The organism is Paenibacillus sp. PAMC21692 (genome assembly GCF_014303795.1).
Taxonomy (GTDB): Bacteria; Bacillota; Bacilli; order Paenibacillales; family Paenibacillaceae; genus Pristimantibacillus; species Pristimantibacillus agaridevorans.
The window spans coordinates 4,003,686-4,020,436 of sequence record NZ_CP060293.1 but is presented as its reverse complement, the minus strand read 5'-3'; the positions used below and the strand labels follow the sequence as shown (position 1 = coordinate 4,020,436).

Annotated in this window: 9 protein-coding genes; all 9 read right to left on the bottom strand. The window is 47.2% G+C overall.

The genetic code is table 11. The features are described 5' to 3' along the window. Positions 1–7 precede the first annotated feature (7 nt). On the bottom strand, positions 8–1,561 hold the full coding sequence (locus tag H7F31_RS15850; protein WP_187104972.1) for an extracellular solute-binding protein: 1,554 nt from the start codon (positions 1,559–1,561) through the stop codon (positions 8–10). A gap of 100 nt (positions 1,562–1,661) precedes the next feature. Next, the gene (locus H7F31_RS15845) at positions 1,662–2,555 is read right to left on the bottom strand and encodes a carbohydrate ABC transporter permease (RefSeq protein ID WP_261800440.1); all 894 of its coding nucleotides are present in this window, start codon (positions 2,553–2,555) and stop codon (positions 1,662–1,664) included. Between the two features lie 5 nt (positions 2,556–2,560). Next, entirely contained in the window at positions 2,561–3,496 is a 936-nt protein-coding gene (locus H7F31_RS15840) for an ABC transporter permease (RefSeq protein WP_261800439.1), read from the bottom strand. Positions 3,497–3,821: 325 nt separating this feature from the next. Then, the gene (locus H7F31_RS15835; protein WP_187104970.1) at positions 3,822–5,435 is read right to left on the bottom strand and encodes an ABC transporter substrate-binding protein; all 1,614 of its coding nucleotides are present in this window, start codon (positions 5,433–5,435) and stop codon (positions 3,822–3,824) included. A gap of 71 nt (positions 5,436–5,506) precedes the next feature. After that, complete coding sequence (locus H7F31_RS15830) at positions 5,507–6,388, bottom strand: carbohydrate ABC transporter permease (protein WP_187104969.1); 882 nt, start codon at positions 6,386–6,388, stop codon at positions 5,507–5,509. A gap of 21 nt (positions 6,389–6,409) precedes the next feature. Further along, entirely contained in the window at positions 6,410–7,387 is a 978-nt protein-coding gene (locus H7F31_RS15825; RefSeq protein WP_187104968.1) for an ABC transporter permease, read from the bottom strand. Between the two features lie 249 nt (positions 7,388–7,636). Further along, positions 7,637–9,961 (bottom strand): helix-turn-helix domain-containing protein, encoded by a 2,325-nt coding sequence (locus H7F31_RS15820; RefSeq protein WP_187104967.1) that lies wholly within the window; start codon positions 9,959–9,961, stop codon positions 7,637–7,639. 191 nt (positions 9,962–10,152) lie between these two features. Continuing rightward, entirely contained in the window at positions 10,153–13,563 is a 3,411-nt protein-coding gene (locus H7F31_RS15815; protein ID WP_187104966.1) for a hypothetical protein, read from the bottom strand. Then, positions 13,560–16,748, bottom strand: coding sequence for a heparinase II/III domain-containing protein (locus tag H7F31_RS15810; RefSeq protein ID WP_187104965.1), 3,189 nt, complete (start codon positions 16,746–16,748; stop codon positions 13,560–13,562). Before H7F31_RS15810 ends, H7F31_RS15815 begins: the two co-directional genes overlap by 4 nt. Between the last annotated feature and the right edge of the window lie 3 nt (positions 16,749–16,751).

Genomic DNA, 16,751 nt, shown 5'->3' with positions numbered 1-16,751 from the left:
AGAAAATTTACTTGTTGCCGAGATAATCTGTTAGCTGCTTTTCATATTCTTTAAGGATCTTGTCAACTCCTGCGTCCTTCAACGCTTTTTGAGCGGCCGGGAAATTCTCTTCATAATCAAGGAAGCCCCAGAGAATCGGATAGATCTTCTCAACCGTCACTTGTTTCACTCTCGCTTCTTCATCCTTCACGCTGGCGTTATCAAATACAAATCCTGCCGTTTTCGATAGAACAGCGCCTTCATCCCAATTCTTGTAGCTATTGGCTGTCTTGTCCGGGATAATGGTACTGAATTTGGCATAGGTCTTGTTATATAGCATCCAAGCCGGCCAAAGCTCATCATTGTTAATCTTCTCGATTTTATCGCCAACCTCTTTAAAATCCTTGTCCTTCACGCCATTGATCATAAAGTCGTAATTACTTTGGTTTTCATATACCCAGTCTAAGAATTGTACGGCACGATCCGCATGCTTGGATTGCGCGGCTACATAGAACACATCTGTGACAACCATCTGCTTGTACCTAGGCTTCTCCGGATTTAATAAATATTCGTTGAGCTCGCCTGTAGGAACATTCTTCGTTAATGAACCTATGAAATTCACCGCCCGGTCGCCAGCTGCTCCTGTCGTCATGGCATAATTGCCTGAATTAAACTCACTCAACCCGTTGCCGGCATTGGTTAACTGATTATCCTTGATATAACCTTTACTTCTCCAATCAGCGCGCATTTCGCTGATTTGTTTGACGATGTCCACATTATCGAATAAGGAATAGACTTTTCCCCCCGGTTCATCCTCATTCACATAATATTGAGGAGCATTCCCCATAGGCGTGAGCGACACATCTTGCGGCGCGAATGCCCTGTAGTAAGGAGTAATGGGATCCACCTCGAATATCGGCGTCATCTCCGGATGCAACTCCTGCACTTTAGCTGCGAAGTCATTAATATCCTGAACGGATGTAATAGCATCCATGCCGGCCTCCTTCAGAAGGTCCTCTCTCACTAGCAAGGAGTGGAATTTCACTGCAGTAGGAGCTTTAGCAACTGGAAGCGCGTACATTTGACCGTTTAATTTGACCGCTTCAAAATTCTCTTCCGGGAAATGTTTGAGTATGTTAGGACCGTTTTCAGGCAGGATTTCATCTACAGCCATAATATTTTTTTTGTTTGCAAATTCCGCCAGCTTGCTTGGACTTCCCCAGAATATATCCAAAGCCTCGCCAGAAGAAAACATAAGATTCAATTTATCATAATACTGCGCCCAAGGTATATAGTTAATATTGAATTCCAGGTTTAACTCCTCTTTCATCTTTTCAGCGAACTCGGTTTCTAAAAACGCCTTCATGCGAGAGCTCTGATCCCCTGGCATAACCATATTAATGGTTGCCAATTTTTGTTCGCTGGCCTGATCCACTGGTTGCTTGTTGTCATTTCCCTTAACCGGCTTGTTCGTCGCACTCGCCGCTGGCGTATTGTTATTGCCTGAACAAGCAGTAATCGCTAACACTGTCGTCAATGTAGTGAGTAATACGGGCAATCCCTTTTTCCAATTCTTTTTCATTTTCGTTTTAACCCCTTCTCCGATTATTTACGATCATACTTCTTTTATGTCAAGCTGAAAATGTCCATGAATCACTCCCTCCAATGGAATTCGCCGCTTACTAGCCTTTAACCGCGCCAATCATTAACCCTTTAACAAAAAACCGCTGAATGAATGGGAATACGAGAAGAATCGGCGCGATCGTAATCATCGTAATCGCCGCTTTGACGGTTACGGTTGGTACAGCGATTTTGTCAGCTGCGCTTTCAGACATGTTACTTGCCAGCGCTTGCGTGTTCGATAGCAGATTGTATAACCGATATTGTAACGGATATAATGAGTCGTCACGAATAAACAACAAGGACAGCCACCAATCATTCCAGTATTGTATGGCGTAGAACAAAGAGATCGTCGCAATGCCTGGCAGAGCAATTGGAATCATGATCCTTGCGAATATATAAATTTCAGTAGCTCCGTCGATTCTTGCGGATTCCAGCAAAGGCTCGGGAATGGTATCGAAGTAGCTCCTCATGACGAATAAAAAGAAAACATTCAATAAATAAGGAACAATCAATGCAGCGAGCGTATTGGTTAACTGATAATAATTGACAATGAGGATATACCAGGGTACAAGCCCGCCGTTAAACAACATCGTAAAATAACAATACATCGAAATGGAATTTCTGTATTTCAGCTTTTTCGAAGACAAGGCATACGCTAACATCGCCGTGATGAGCATGCTGCCTATCGTACCGGCAACCGTAACGAATATACTGACCAGATAGGAGGACATAATCCACTCGCCGCCACTCTGGAACAAATAGGAATAGGTGTCCAGCGTAAATCCTCTCGGCCATACCGAATATCCTAATTTAATGATTTCCTTTTCCGTTGAAAAGGAGCTGGAAATCATAAGAATTAAAGGATATAAACAAATCATCATAAAGACGGATACTGTCCCGTACACAATCCAATTAAACGTGCGATCCACCAGAGATAGTTTGATTGTTTTCACCCTCCTTAATAAAGCGATGTGCCATCTCCGATTCTTCGTGCAAGCCGATTGCTTGCGTAAACAAGGATAAAGCCCATAATCGATTGAACAAAACCTACCGCAGTCGACATTCCGATATCATTATAGACGCGTAGAGAACGATAGACATACGTATCCAGAATATCTGTTGTAGGCATTAAAATCCCATTTTCCTTCACGATTCCGAATATCATCCCGAAATCGCCGTAACAGATTCTTCCTATGGCCAACAGAGTAAGGATGATCGTTGTCGGCATTAGCAACGGCAACGTTATATGTTTCACTTGCTGCCATCGGTTTGCTCCATCCACTGTAGCAGCTTCATAGTAGGTGGTATCTATGCTTGTCAAAGCAGCTATATATATAATGGCCCCGTACCCCGTCCATTTCCATATATAAACAAACACCAATATAGCTCTCCAATACTGAGGTTCTGTATACCAATCAATTTGCGGCAATCCCAACTGAGTCAGTATTTTGTCGAGCGAACCAAAATCCTTGGATAAGATACTATATACAAGTTCACCTACAACAACCCAGGATACAAAGTAAGGAAAGAAAAGCAACGATTGCGCCACTTTTTTGAACCATTTTTTTGCAGCTTCATGTAACAGGATAGCAATCACAATTTGCACTAGCGTGCCGAATACAATGAATAAAGCATTTAAATACAACGTGTTGAAGGCTACCCTCAAGACATCAGGTGATGTGATAAACGATTCGAAATTACGCAATCCGATCCAGGGGCTTCCAAAAATTCCGTCCACGCGATTGTAATCCTTAAATGCAAGGACAAGGCCGCTCATGGGCAAATAGGAAAACATAAGGAGAAACACGATGCCTGGAAGCGCCATCAAATATCCCCATCTGTTTTTATTAAGCTCTCTCCAAACGCCTTGTTTTCTAGCTGACTTTACATTCACATAACTTCTCCTTTCGATCGACATGTTGTTAACTCAAGCAGGATCCCGCTCCATCAAACTAGCACGGTTCCTGGAAAATTCAAATATCAAAGAATGAAACTGGTATTGAAATATGAATCAATTCTGAATATAGCCAATAAAAAACCGGAGGATCTATGAGTATAGACCATCCGGCTTCTTCTCCATGTACGAGCCCAAACCTTTCAATAACAATCACTCTCCGGCATTTCCTCCAGGCCGATTGACGATCCAATGATATCCATACGGTTATTCAGCAAGAACCGGGTGCGGAACTTACTCCACAGCCCGGCTCTCCTCCATGAATTTATTTGCCGCCAGCATCCAGATAGGCCTGAACTTGCGTTTTGATCTCTTCACGAATCGTATCCAAACCAAGCGCCTTCAGTTCCTTGTTAAGCGCCACTGCTTCGGCTTCCCAATTCTTCACTTGGCCGGCCTTCAGCGTTTGGACAAACGGATCTGCCTTCGATTGAACGTTGGCAAATTCGCCTTTTACATTAGAGGTGTCAAATGTGAACTTAGCGAGCACCGGGGCATAATACGTGTCCTCTTTGGCCGAATATTCGAAGTAACTTTTCGCCGTTTCATCCAAATCCGCTGGCAGGCGGATCATATTGGGGTTCCAGCTGAATTCGTAGCCAGGGAACACATAATTATCCGATTCGTCCAGAAGGTTCAGTTGGTTTTCTCCAACAGCCTCCCAATGCTTGCCCTCAATTCCATATTCGAATAAGTCATGATTTTCGCGGCTTTGGAACAACCAGTCAAAAAACTTCATCGTTCTGTCGATGTTTTTGGAGGACACCGGAATCGCGATTGAGTTATTCGATTTGTAAGAGGTCGAGATGGCCTGCGGCTCCATGTTGCGAATCTTATCCTTCAAGACAAAAAACTCCAGGTCTGCATCTGCAATCGTTTCCTGCAGTTTTTTCTTATCCGCAGCATACGACGAAATCGTACCATAATAGGATGCTGCTTTACCGGACATGAAGTAAGCCTTGTGATCCTTCTGGCTGAGTACGTCCTTCTCCAAATATTTGCTCCACTCCGCCCATTTGTCGTATTGTGCGAATGCTGTTTTCATCGTATCAAGCGGAGCAGGCAGTTTCGCCCATGCGGAGGCATCGTCGCCAAATGCGACAACATCCTGTACTTGCTTCAAGTCATCGGACAGATGAACATAATATATAACTCCGCCTAGATTCAGAGGACGTACCGTATCAAGCTCCTCTCTCTCCGGAGCAAGCATTTCCTGGAAGCCGCCATTGCCTCTAACAGCCAACGGAGTGATACCCTTTTCGGATTCGAGAACTTTTTCATAATATTGTTGAAGCTCTTCGTAGCTGGAGATCGGCTCGCTAAAGCCAAGCTTCTCGCGCAAATCCTTGCGAATATATACAACCGGAATATCAAAGAAATATTGCGTGAATGGAATCGTATACAAATGATCGTCATAACGTTTGTTCATCTCGATGAACTCTGGAGAAAACGCCGCTTTCAAGCCCGGGTACTCGTCGTTGTTAAAATATTTATCCAATTGAGCGTAAGCGCCTTGAGGAATAAGCTCTCTCAAATTTTGAAAATCTGCATCAAACACAAAATCTACTTCTTCGCCTGCGGCCATCATCAGCTTAACTTTCTGCTTATGATCCGATGGCGGATTCCATTGAATCACCAGCTTTGTATTCAGCGTATCCTTTGTCCGACTTTCGAACTCCTCCAAAACAATCGGCAGGTCCTTTGGCTCGTCGCCAAAAAGCATACCTTTTAGCGTCACTGCCTTAGGCGGCTGCGGTGTAGACACCGCATTTGTTCCTTTGGAAGGCGTACCTTGTTCAACCTTGTTGCTGCTGCAAGCTGCCGCAGAAACGACAAGCGCAACGGATAATAATGAAACCGTCAAAACTTTCTTCTTCATGTTGCTAATTCCTCCCTTTTTCTACTTACATGTTATTGCTTTGCTTTATACTAAACCGCCAAAAGGCGGATCTAGCCTTTTACGGCGCCTACCATAAGGCCTTTGACAAAATACTTCTGCAAGAACGGATAGAGGAAAATAATGGGGCCAATGGTTACGACCGTTGTAGCAAGGCGCACTGTCATCGCTGGCGGAATAAAGTTCGGAATGCTGATATCCGCAGAGATTTGATTGACATAGTCCAAATTGTTCATGATTCGTTGAATTAAATATTGAAGCGGATACAAATTTTTATCATTAATGTACAGAACAGCGTCAAACCACTTGTTCCAATATCCTAAGGCATAAAATAGTCCGATTGTCGCCAAAGCCGGCAGCGATATTGGCAAAATGATGCGGAACAAAATGTAGGCATCGTTTGCTCCGTCAATCTTGGCAGATTCGGCAATCGAATCGTCAATAGAGGCGAAGAAATTGCGAAGCAGAAACATATTCCATGCACTCAGCATGCTGGGAATGATAAGTACCCAAATCGTATCTTTCATGTCCAGATATTTTGAAATCAGTAGATACGAGGCGACTAGGCCGCCATGGAAAAGCATCGTAAAGTAAATATAAAAAGCCATATGATTACGATATTTCACGGATTTTACCGAAAGCGTATACGCCATCGCACTGGTCAAAATCATGGACATCGCCGTTCCGACCACTGTAATGAAGGTCGTGACGCCGTAAGAGCGATAAATCGTATTGTCCCTGAAAATCATTTTGTAGGCTTCCAAGCTAAAATCTGTTGGCCAAAACATATATCCGTTCTTCAAGATGGATGCTTCCGAGGTAAAGGAACTGGCCACGACGGACCAGAAGGGCAATAAACAATAAAGTGAGAATAGTCCCATCAAGACATAAAATAATCCTTTGAGCAGTCGATCCGGGAAGCTTTCCTTTATCATGGTTTCATATCGACTCCTTATCTAGAAAATAGCAGATTCTGGTGCGGTTTTTTTGGCGATATAGTTGACGGTCAAAACGAGGATGAATCCAATCAACGATTGCATGAAGCCGATCGCAGCCGACATGCTCATATCGCCAAGATCCATCATTGCACGAAATAGATACGTATCGATGACATCCGTCGTTGGATAGAGCAATGGATTGCGTCCGATAATCGCATAAATCATACCGAAGTCCCCGTTAAAGATGCCGCCAACCGCCAGTATCGTTAGCAAAATAACGGTAGGCTTGATCAGCGGCAATGTAATATAACGAATCTTTTGGAAGCGGCTAGCTCCATCCATCGAAGCAGATTCGTAAATATCCGGATTAATTCCCGAGATCGTAGCCATATAAATAATTGAGCCAAAGCCAGCTCCATGCCATATCTTAAGCAATACAAGAATAAGAGGCCAATAGCCCGGCGACGACAACAATTGAATAGGGCCAATTCCGAACACGGACAAGATCTGATTGATAAAGCCGCCATCCGTTGCAACGAATGCCATCACGAACATCGCTACGACTGTCCAGGACAGAAAATGCGGAAAGATCATGACGGATTGAGTAATTTTCTTGTACCACTTGCCACCCATTTCCGTAACCATTATGGCAATGACCACGGCTGCAAGCGTATTAAAAACGATAAATAAAATGTTCAAAAACAGCGTATTGGTCACAATTTGAATCCAGTCGCTCGATCGGAAGAAAAACTGAAAGTTTTTGAGTCCGATGAATTCACTGCCGGTGATTCCCTTCATTGCCTTAAAATCTTGGAACGCGATGACAATCCCGCCCATTGGCAAGTATGCAAAAACAAAAAACCAAATCATTGCCGGCAATGCGAGAAGATATAAAAATTTGTTTTTTAATAGTTCAAAAAAGAATGCTCCGAGCTTCCCTCGATTCCTGCTTTTCGGGAAAGGCTGCTCGGTTTGGCTTGCAGTGGTGTGGCTCATGTAGATCCTCCTTCAATCTCTTTGCTGTTGTCATGTCATCACTCTATCTTGTCTTAGTCATTCGCTAAACCTCAAAAATCGATGAAAAAGCATATAATCAAAGAAAGGATAGGGTTTAAAATTCAATTAACCGTTTAAAAAATGCCAGAATGACAAGGTGAAACGGCTGTCGCCGTCCTTTATACTTTCCTATAATTGAACAAACAACCCCCTTTTTCTTCAGAAAAAGGGGGCTTTTTCATTCTCTATTTACTTCAGGTCATCCCGACCATCATTGCTTTTTCGGAAGTGATCCGGTGTTTTTCCACTATACTTTTTAAACGAGATGTAAAAATACTTTGTATTGTCGATCCCGACCATCTCCCCTATTCGGTTGGCCGGTAAATCCGTTGTCAGCAACAGCACTTTTGCTTTTTCGAATCGATAATCGCTCAGGTATTGGTTTATAGAAACACATGCGATATCTTTAAAAATCTTTCTTGTATAGTTGACGGATAAACCTGCCACTTCCGCTAGCTTCTCGATCGTCAGATTCGGATCCATATACGATTGATGAATGTGCTCTCTTAGCTTCTCCACGATCATGACGTTTTTTTGTGAAGACTGCTTATCCCGCATACTGATCGCCATTTCACTGAGTCCAACGAACCATTCCTCCGCTTGATCGAGCGTCTCGCACTTGTACAATTGCTGTCCCAAAGCGCCGATATCCGTACTAAGGCCGCTGCGGTCTCCAGTCGCCATCGCTTTAGCGGTACGTGTCACGGTAAACAACAGCTGATTCAACAAAATCATCATTTCGTCAAAAGGAGCCTTGCGTAGATGTGCAAAATACTCCTGGAGAGAATAGATGGCTTTCGATAGGTCTCCAACCTTCATGCTTTCGGACACTTGCTTCTCCATCGTGGCGGACAAAGTATCGGATATCGGCTCACGGCTACGCTCGATTTCGGTGGCGATTAAACATCCGGGACCAAATGCCATGCGATATCGCGACACATTATAAGCCGACTGCCAGGATAGTGGTATGCTTCGCAGATCGCTCCCATATGAGCCTATAAAAGCGGAAACAGACATCTTCAAAAATTTTTCCGTATTGTCTTGTATATCCATAAGAATCTGTTTGACCAGCTCCTCCGAGCCTTGTGGCTTCAAGATCAAAATGACGATCCGATCTTCCTCTCCATCAAAGCTGTAGGCTGGAAAGTGGGAGGAGCAAATTTCATCGGCAACGTTAGAAATAGCGTATTTTAACAAGGATAAATCGTTAGGACTGTATGTCTCTTCAAGCTCCCCGAAAGCATCCAGACGCAGCATACACACCTGGAAGCCCTCGGCTGGAAGTGACATGCCGATCTTTGACAGCCTCCTCTCTATATCCGAATCACTGGTCCAGCCTCCTGTCGTTAACAACCGCAAAACTTCCCTTTGTTCCGTATGCCTGTAAGCCGTCATGCTGCTCTGTAAATCTTGAATCTCTCGTTCCAAGTGCCGAAAAGCTCCTGTAAGCATGTCGAATTCGCTGATCGGCTCGTTGTTCGCTTCAGTGCCCCGCATCCCCGCAACATTTTTGATGAGTCGATGAATCGGACCGTAGATCATGCGAGTGAAAAAAAATCCGCTTATCCCCACGACAATCAAGATCACGGCCGTAACGGCAAGGATGTACTGTCTCATAGTATTTACCTTGCTTAGCAAGGACTGATAGTTAATATCGCCAATGAATACCCAGCCCAGACTTTCGGATTTGATATAGAACAGCCGATGTTCGGTGCCGTCCAGCTCCGTCTCTACGACGCCTCGCGGCGATTCGGATTGCAAAATTCGCTGAACGACATCCAGCTCTGACAAATTCGAGTTGATCCTCGAGAGATCCGAATGGGAGATGACGACTCCTTGCCTGTTGAGAATCATCGATTGGAACGAGTTGCTTCCCGCGCCGTTCATCATCATATGCTGCAGCACTTGCTGATCCAAATTCAGAATCAATGCCCCATTTGTCGCTTTTTCGTCTCTCGCGCTTGAATAAGCGACGCTAATTAAATTCCCGCTAAATGATTTCGTATCCGAGACAAAGGAAGTATGCCGCGGGATAAAAATGCTTCCGCGCATAGCACCGGAATTTTCAAGCAATTGCAGGATTTGCTGGTCATAAAATTCGTCAAAAGTTCTTACCGTCGTGAGAGAAGAAAACACCAGCTCATGCCGCGTATTAACCACATATACCGAATGCACCATCGGATTGGTATTAGCGAGTTCAGTCAATTTGTTTCCGATTCGCCCCATCAATCCCGTATCGAACTCGTTAGCGTAAAAGCCGGCTTGAATGTCAGCGGAATCGAAAGCGTTTCCAAATTGTTGATACGTCGAATTCAATAATATGTTTGCGGTATTGTAGGATTGCTCCAACGAACGATCCGTTGATTCCGTCAATTCATTCTTCAAGCTTTCAGATACTTTGGACGTAATCGCAAGCGTTAACGCCGCAATGATTAAAATTCCTACGATTAAATAAGATAAAATAATTCGGATCAGCAGACTCTTTTTCAACACAAAATAACGCAGCGTGCTCATGTGACCTTTCCTCATTTCAAAGTTATAATCTACTGTTGTCTATGTGAGTTTGTAACTTAAATTATAGGGATAGACCCTAACGGCTTGGTATGCGCTTTTTTAAGTTTTAAGTACGCTTTTTTAAGAAGTCATTTACATGACAGCAAAAAAGGCATGAAACGGATATTCATACCTCTTTGCTTGCCTTTGTATTATGAATTTGCAGCCCGTTCCTCACGAATGAAGCTGCCGTTGCGATATTCGCGTAAGCATAATGACGCGCTATCGGAATCGATGTCGTTCACAACTATTTCTTGCAGTCTGCCGTCCATGAGCCCGACTCGAACCGTATTCGCATCCAAAGCTTGCACGGAGCGGATCACGCGATCTCCCTCGTAAGGCTCTACGATTGTAACGAACCGTCCAACCTTGCCTTGCGTCCGAATACCGTATGTCGTACGTCTCTGGGCTTCATCGCCCGGGAACGCATCCGCTCCGATCAATCCTATAAAGCGAGCGGCCTGCAGACCTTCCAAATTGACGCTTATTACCGCTTCTTGTTCATGATCGATCGGGCTTGTCGGTATCGCTCCCGGATATTCGTTGCCTACGATCGTTACGCGTCCATTCTCGTAATCCTTGCCGATGCCGAAGCCACTGTCCACATTGTTATATACAGGCGACAATTCACTCAGTGTCAGTCTCTTTCCGTCCGCTGTTACGATGTAAGCCTCGCCCCAGAACAAACCTTGCTTTGTCCGCAGCGGATATTTTTGCTCGGTATATATCGGATCATTTTTCACACGTAAGGTCAAGGTTTGGACGCCTTCGGCGATTGCCAGATCGACCTTGCCTTCTCCTAACAGCCATGCACCAAAAGCGCCTTCCGAAAGGACTTCTCCGTCCGCCTCGACCTTGTACGCCATTGGTATCGTAATGCCGTGATACTCAGCCGCCCGCCCAATAAAATGTTCGGTATGCTGTGGCCATGCCGCATGAACATCCATTTTGAGCAGGCCGGGACGATTGTATGACGTTCTTGTTCCACGCAGATCCTCGCCTTCGCCGTATAGGGTCTTGAAGCTGGCAACGCTTGCTCCATCGACCTCATACCAATGGCAATCCGTAATAAACTGCGCATCCGACATGAGATTATCCGTCAGCTGGCTCGTATGTTTCGTTTTAGTTAAGCTCTCGGCCTGCAGAGCTTGGAAACCTTTGATTTGGAACAGGCAATCGAACTGATGCTCACGCTCTCCTTCCACATAATCGAACATAACGATAAAATCATCCGTTATCCCCATCACCCGCTTCTGACGAACGGGCTCGGTATAATCCGACAGTTCCCCGTATATCGCCCCGGCCGGCGCTTCGGGCAATGTGCTGGCATTCATCGCGCAGCGCCCCTCCAGCGTCTCGTCGTCTCGATAAATCATGCCGCCATATGGGGGATAAGCCCACTTTGCGGTCGTCTCCACCGCCACTGCCTGTATGGCGTTTCCGCTATAGAACAACGTACGTCTGGAATCGGCCGGCACCTGCACTTTCCCGTCGACGACGACCATGTTTTTGGTCATCGAGTTTTGCACGTAAAATTTGTACATGAAATGATGATAACCCCACCAAACATGCTCAGGATTAAAGAAGCTTCGGCCGTAACGCATGACGGATAAAAGCCCTGTCCGGTCAAAATGACCGTGCGCGTAGCCATGGGAGCCGTACCGGAGCACCGCTTGGATTCGATCCTGCTGCTCCCTTCCCTCCGTCTGGCTTCGCAGCATTGCGACGCCTACATTATCGGAATAGGCGTTGCTTGTCACATAAGAAGAACTAACGTCGGGCAATTCCGCATGGCCAAAGATGGGGTCGACTACGTTATTCATTTTGATAACCGGTACGTATTCGGGATCTTTGTAATAAAAATAAGCCAAATCGTAGGTAGACCCAAAATGTACGCCCTCCAGCTTCCGCTCCTCGGAATCGCTGATGCCGAACAGTACTCCCCGGTAGTCCAAAAACGGGATCGTAGCATCGAACATATCCTTAATGCGGATATAGCTTTTACTATTGCCGCCCCAACGTTTGTTGTACATCCCAAAACGGAAACGGGCATCCTCCCCGTTGTACGTGCTGTTCACCTCGTCGTTAAACGGCGCAGGGAAATGCGTATGGACGATATTGATGCCAAACGGCAGGAGCGCATGGGCCGTATGGATATACATCGACGATACCCAGGTATTGTAGCTGACCGAGCACTCATGCCACCAGCCATCATTGAACAGACCGTATCGCAGCTGCTCGATTGATCCTCCGGGCCCGAATACAAAGCGAAGCGCTCTCTCCATGTCCTGAATGGCTAATGCGCAATAAAACGCGCCGGTTATTTCGGATAGCAGCCAGTTGGATATATGACCGCTATGGATATGATGGTCTAGAATATCCATATAAATCCGGAAGCATTTCTCGATCCCTTGGTGCTCCCCCGGCGTCAACACGCCAGCATCGAAGATGATGTCATACGGAATCGCGAGATGCTGAAAAAAATGTCCTTCCTGGACATAGCTTTGGCTGCAGCCCTTTTTCTTCTTCGGATATCCGTATTCTTCGTTGATGAAGTACCGGAAAAATTGCGCCACTTTCTCCGCATAATGTTTCTCGCCGGTCAGCGCGTAAGCGTAAGCAGCGGACATGATGAAATGCTCTTCTTGCGTGTCATAGCAATAGTCCCGCTCATCGACTGGCACTGGCGGCTTAACTTCCCATGCCGCCGCATCTTGAAGGAGGCGCTCATATCCCGGATGGAAGCAATCGTGACGATCGATCAGCCTCTTGCGCTCCGCCCACTGCTCCTTCGACCAGTAAATATACGGATGAGCAAGTCTTCGAAGCGTCTTAAGCTCGATCTCGGCAGCGCTGGTACCGTCCCCGTTGCCTATAAAACGCAGCAAGGTACTTTCGTGACCTCCAGGCACCACGGATTCATGCATCATAAAGACGGCCGTTACCTCCTGACTGGCGTACGGCGCGAGGTCGAATTCCTTCGGCGACAGCTCCGCTAAGAGCGACTCCCAGCCTTCAAACCGCTGCTTTACCGACACGCGCTGCCGACTGTCCGTGCAGTTGTACACCGACATCGTGTAGGAAACCACCTCTCCGGCTTCGCCGGACTTGCCCCTCACGTCGGCGTGTACATACAGTCTCTCTCCCCGTACGAGCTTCGCGGTAAGAAGCTCGGCATTGCCTTGCAGCTCGAAGCTTTGCAGAAACCGCCAGATGTTAGCCTTTGCGGTCTCGATTTGGAAGTCCTCCAATCTTACCCTCGCCTCGTGTATGCCAGCTCCGGCGACTGCGATTCCGGCTTTCACCGGAATATGATCCGCAAAATTGGCTTGAACACTCACTTCGGTCGAATCGTCAACGCAATAAAGCTTCAGAATTAAGCCGTGCCAGCCCATCGCATCCTGCGCCGCATGATGCCCCCGTTCGAACCCGATCGGATACCACCCTCCCGCATCGTCCGCGGCAGGATAAGAGATGACGAGTTTTTGTGTCAAGCTATATTTTTCATCCGCCGGTCTTCCCGATAGTTTCCATTCCTTGAGCAAATCAATCTGTGCATTCATCGTTGTTCCGCTCCTTCGCGTTCAGTTTGGCTTACTACGACACCGTATTGTTCTGGTGCAGCTTTCAGCTCGTAACTCAACTTCCCGGCATGCAGAATGATCGTTCCGTCTTGATCCGTCTTCGTCCGCAGCTTTTGTTGTCCGCGTTCCTTAGGATACAGCACCGTCAAAAATCCCTCGCTCGCATCCGCAACGGCACGAATATACTCCATCATGGTGACACCATCGTCTCCGCTGTCAAAGAACGGCGTTGACCGCCCCTTCTCCACCTTGATCGACTGCAACGGGCGAATAAACACCGTTTCGAGATCAACTCCGTATACGCCTTCCGAAAGCAAGGCGCTGCCCTCCACTTTGGTTTGTTTGGATGCAACAGGAATCGTAAATTGAACCAATCCCGTGAAATCCTCGACCGTATCCCGGATGACGTACAGATCCGCTTGCTTCACGTACGTGACATGACGAATATGCCGGCCCTGTCCTTCGGGATTAGCTATTTCGATCGTAATCCTTTCCAGATCCTCGCCTAATTGCACTTCCAGCACTTTACTCGTTCTCGGTACATCAACCCAGCCTCGCTCCAAACTGTACGTTCCCGCTGACAGATTTATCGCGCCAGTGTTATGGCTTGGGATAACGGTTTGACGGGTCGCAAATTGCAGACAGGCATGGGAGTAGGAGCTAATATGCCAGCTTGTGCCGCTGTCGAAGTAACCTTCGATTCCCGAATCCATGACTAGCGGGATATTGTTTTTGTAGATGACAAAGGCACCTTGATCCAGATGCCCGTGCGCGATCGGACCGGGACTGGACATGATCCCAAAGTAGCTTTGCTTCGAATCTCCGGTTTCATTGCGGAAAATATAAATGCCTGCATCCGGAAAGCTAGCTGTCGAGCTCAGCTCAAGCGACGTTGAAGGCACATAATTATCGCCTTGGCCAAGCAAGTTTTCCAGCACGATGCCTTCTCCCCATAGCTTCTTAAACGGCTTGCCGGCTGCCGTCCACGTATGGTACATCCGATCCGCCAGCTTGCGATCGACCTTGGCGACATCCGCCAAATAAGTAGCAAAGCTGCCAAATTCGCTGCCATCCCCCAGCGCATGATCGCCGAATGGCGGCGTGCCGATCCTTCCGCCGAAGTATTCGTAGCCCGGCGTTTGCATCTCGATACTAAATCCGAACATACGTGCGAGCGGCGTTGTCTCGAACCAATCATCTCCGAGCACATTGCGCGCCGCCTTCGCATATCCAGCGAACCGCTCCAATGCCGCATGATGGTAACGAATCGACTCTGGCCAAGATGAATCCGGATTCACGTTCAACTCCAGCTGCGCCTTTAGAATAGCGTCCGCATTATACAGCCAGGTATGGCGATTCGGGAAATCGGTCAGCGCCATCATCATAAGGCCGGTACCCGCGCACATATCTGTTTGCCAATTGCTGCAGCCTTCCTGCGCCTCTCTCGGCGTCCACTCTGTTCGATCCCTCAAATCCAGCATGTATCGGAGCAAATATTCGACCAGTGCGTAAAATTGTCGCTTCTCCTCGCCCGAAAAAACATGCGCCTGCTTAATCATCGAGTAGCTGACAGCGGCGCTGCTGAGCAGCCTTCCGCCTTGTACCGCACCGTAGCTGTCGCTGCCTTCGGGACGCAGATTGGTGACCATCCAATGCTCTGCTCCTTGGCTGAAATCATGAAGAATGTATAGAAGCGCATATTTGACTTTCATGGCATACTCGATCTCGCCCGTCAGGGCATATTGAATGGCGTCGCACTGCATCGCAAGCTGGAAGCGTCCTCCCGGGATAGACGATTTACGATTAAACAGATACGTATATTCTCCGATCGGCGCTCCAGATTCGTTATAGTACGTAACAACCGTCTTTAAACCCGCCTTCAGCTTGCCATCCAATTTGGCTTGGAAGGTTAGCGTGTACCCGACTCCGCTTTCGACATTAAACGGTTCGATGCAGGTCCAGGCTGCCTCGTCCTCACGGGTTGGATTGCAGAGATAGAGCGAATGGTTACGAACGCCTTCTTTGTGTTTCGTCGCAACCTGCGATGATGGATTAGCCGGCTCCAGCCGTTTCCGATCGCCACCGCCGCAATATGGATATTCGCTTTCCCATCGCATGTGAGGATTTCCCTTGCGCGCTTCCGGAATCCAGAAGTCGGGACTGTCTGAGCCCTCGTCGAAACCGGCATTCCGGATCTTAAGACTGCCCCCGCTTGCTGATAAAATTTCCAATTGATCGATCCATACATGTCCGAGACCTTCTTCTTCATTCTCCTCGGATGGAAGCACAAATGAAATGCTCGCCTTCGCCGCATGTTCCGGAGCCTGGAAATTGACGATTTTGTCCGTCGAGCTCCACAAGTAAAAATGCTGGTTCAGCTCGTCATAATCCGATTCTCCGTCCTTGATGCTCGCAACGGCTATTTCGAGATCATCCAGGCTAAAATGTCCCGCAATCCCTGCAATACGTTCATACTGCTCTCGAACTAGCGGATCCGACTCGATCACGGCTTTCACCTGCTGGAGTCCTTCGCCAGTCAAATAGAGTGACGCGCATGGATCCACATCCGTTCGAAGCACTCGGGAGTAGCGGCATTCGCGAATTCGATTAAAACAGTCCACGACGGCTAGCGCAAGCTCCTCGCTGGAATGATCGCTCAATGCGTCATCCGATGATGGCTTTAGTTGTTCCACGGTTTCCGCGGATGCTCGAAGCTTACGAACAGCTTCATCGTCCAGGCAACCGACTTCCCCGCCAATTCGGGCATTATGCAGCAGCTCATCCGCTTTCGATAATGCCAAGTCCGCTTTATAAACAAGCCGCTCCTTGCCTCCGCGAAGCAGATCCTGCTCCTCGAACCACTCCAGAGCGGACTCCATTCCATACGATGTATATACGCTGCGCTCTTTGGCGAAAGGCGGCACCATCGTATACCGCTTGGTTGCGAACAATACCGCTTCTTCCTCACGAGGAGCATAGAACTCACGATTGCGTTTAAACGGCAAGCCGTTCTCGCCCTTCAACGCTTCACGTGCCGCTTGCATCAGATCGTCGATTGCCAGCTTGGCACCGTCCGTATAATAACATCCTCTTACATCTACTATAGCTTCCGCCCGCTCTATCAAGGCTTGGAGCCGTCTTTTGTCCTCCGATACTTGCGTCATCTC

Coding starts and splice junctions, on each gene's coding strand:
- H7F31_RS15850 (WP_187104972.1), bottom strand. CDS start 1,561: ATGAAAAAGAATTGGAAAAAGGGATTGCCCGTATTACTCACTACATTG.
- H7F31_RS15835 (WP_187104970.1), bottom strand. CDS start 5,435: ATGAAGAAGAAAGTTTTGACGGTTTCATTATTATCCGTTGCGCTTGTC.
- H7F31_RS15830 (WP_187104969.1), bottom strand. CDS start 6,388: ATGATAAAGGAAAGCTTCCCGGATCGACTGCTCAAAGGATTATTTTAT.
- H7F31_RS15825 (WP_187104968.1), bottom strand. CDS start 7,387: ATGAGCCACACCACTGCAAGCCAAACCGAGCAGCCTTTCCCGAAAAGC.
- H7F31_RS15820 (WP_187104967.1), bottom strand. CDS start 9,961: ATGAGCACGCTGCGTTATTTTGTGTTGAAAAAGAGTCTGCTGATCCGA.
- H7F31_RS15815 (WP_187104966.1), bottom strand. CDS start 13,563: ATGAATGCACAGATTGATTTGCTCAAGGAATGGAAACTATCGGGAAGA.
- H7F31_RS15810 (WP_187104965.1), bottom strand. CDS start 16,748: ATGACGCAAGTATCGGAGGACAAAAGACGGCTCCAAGCCTTGATAGAG.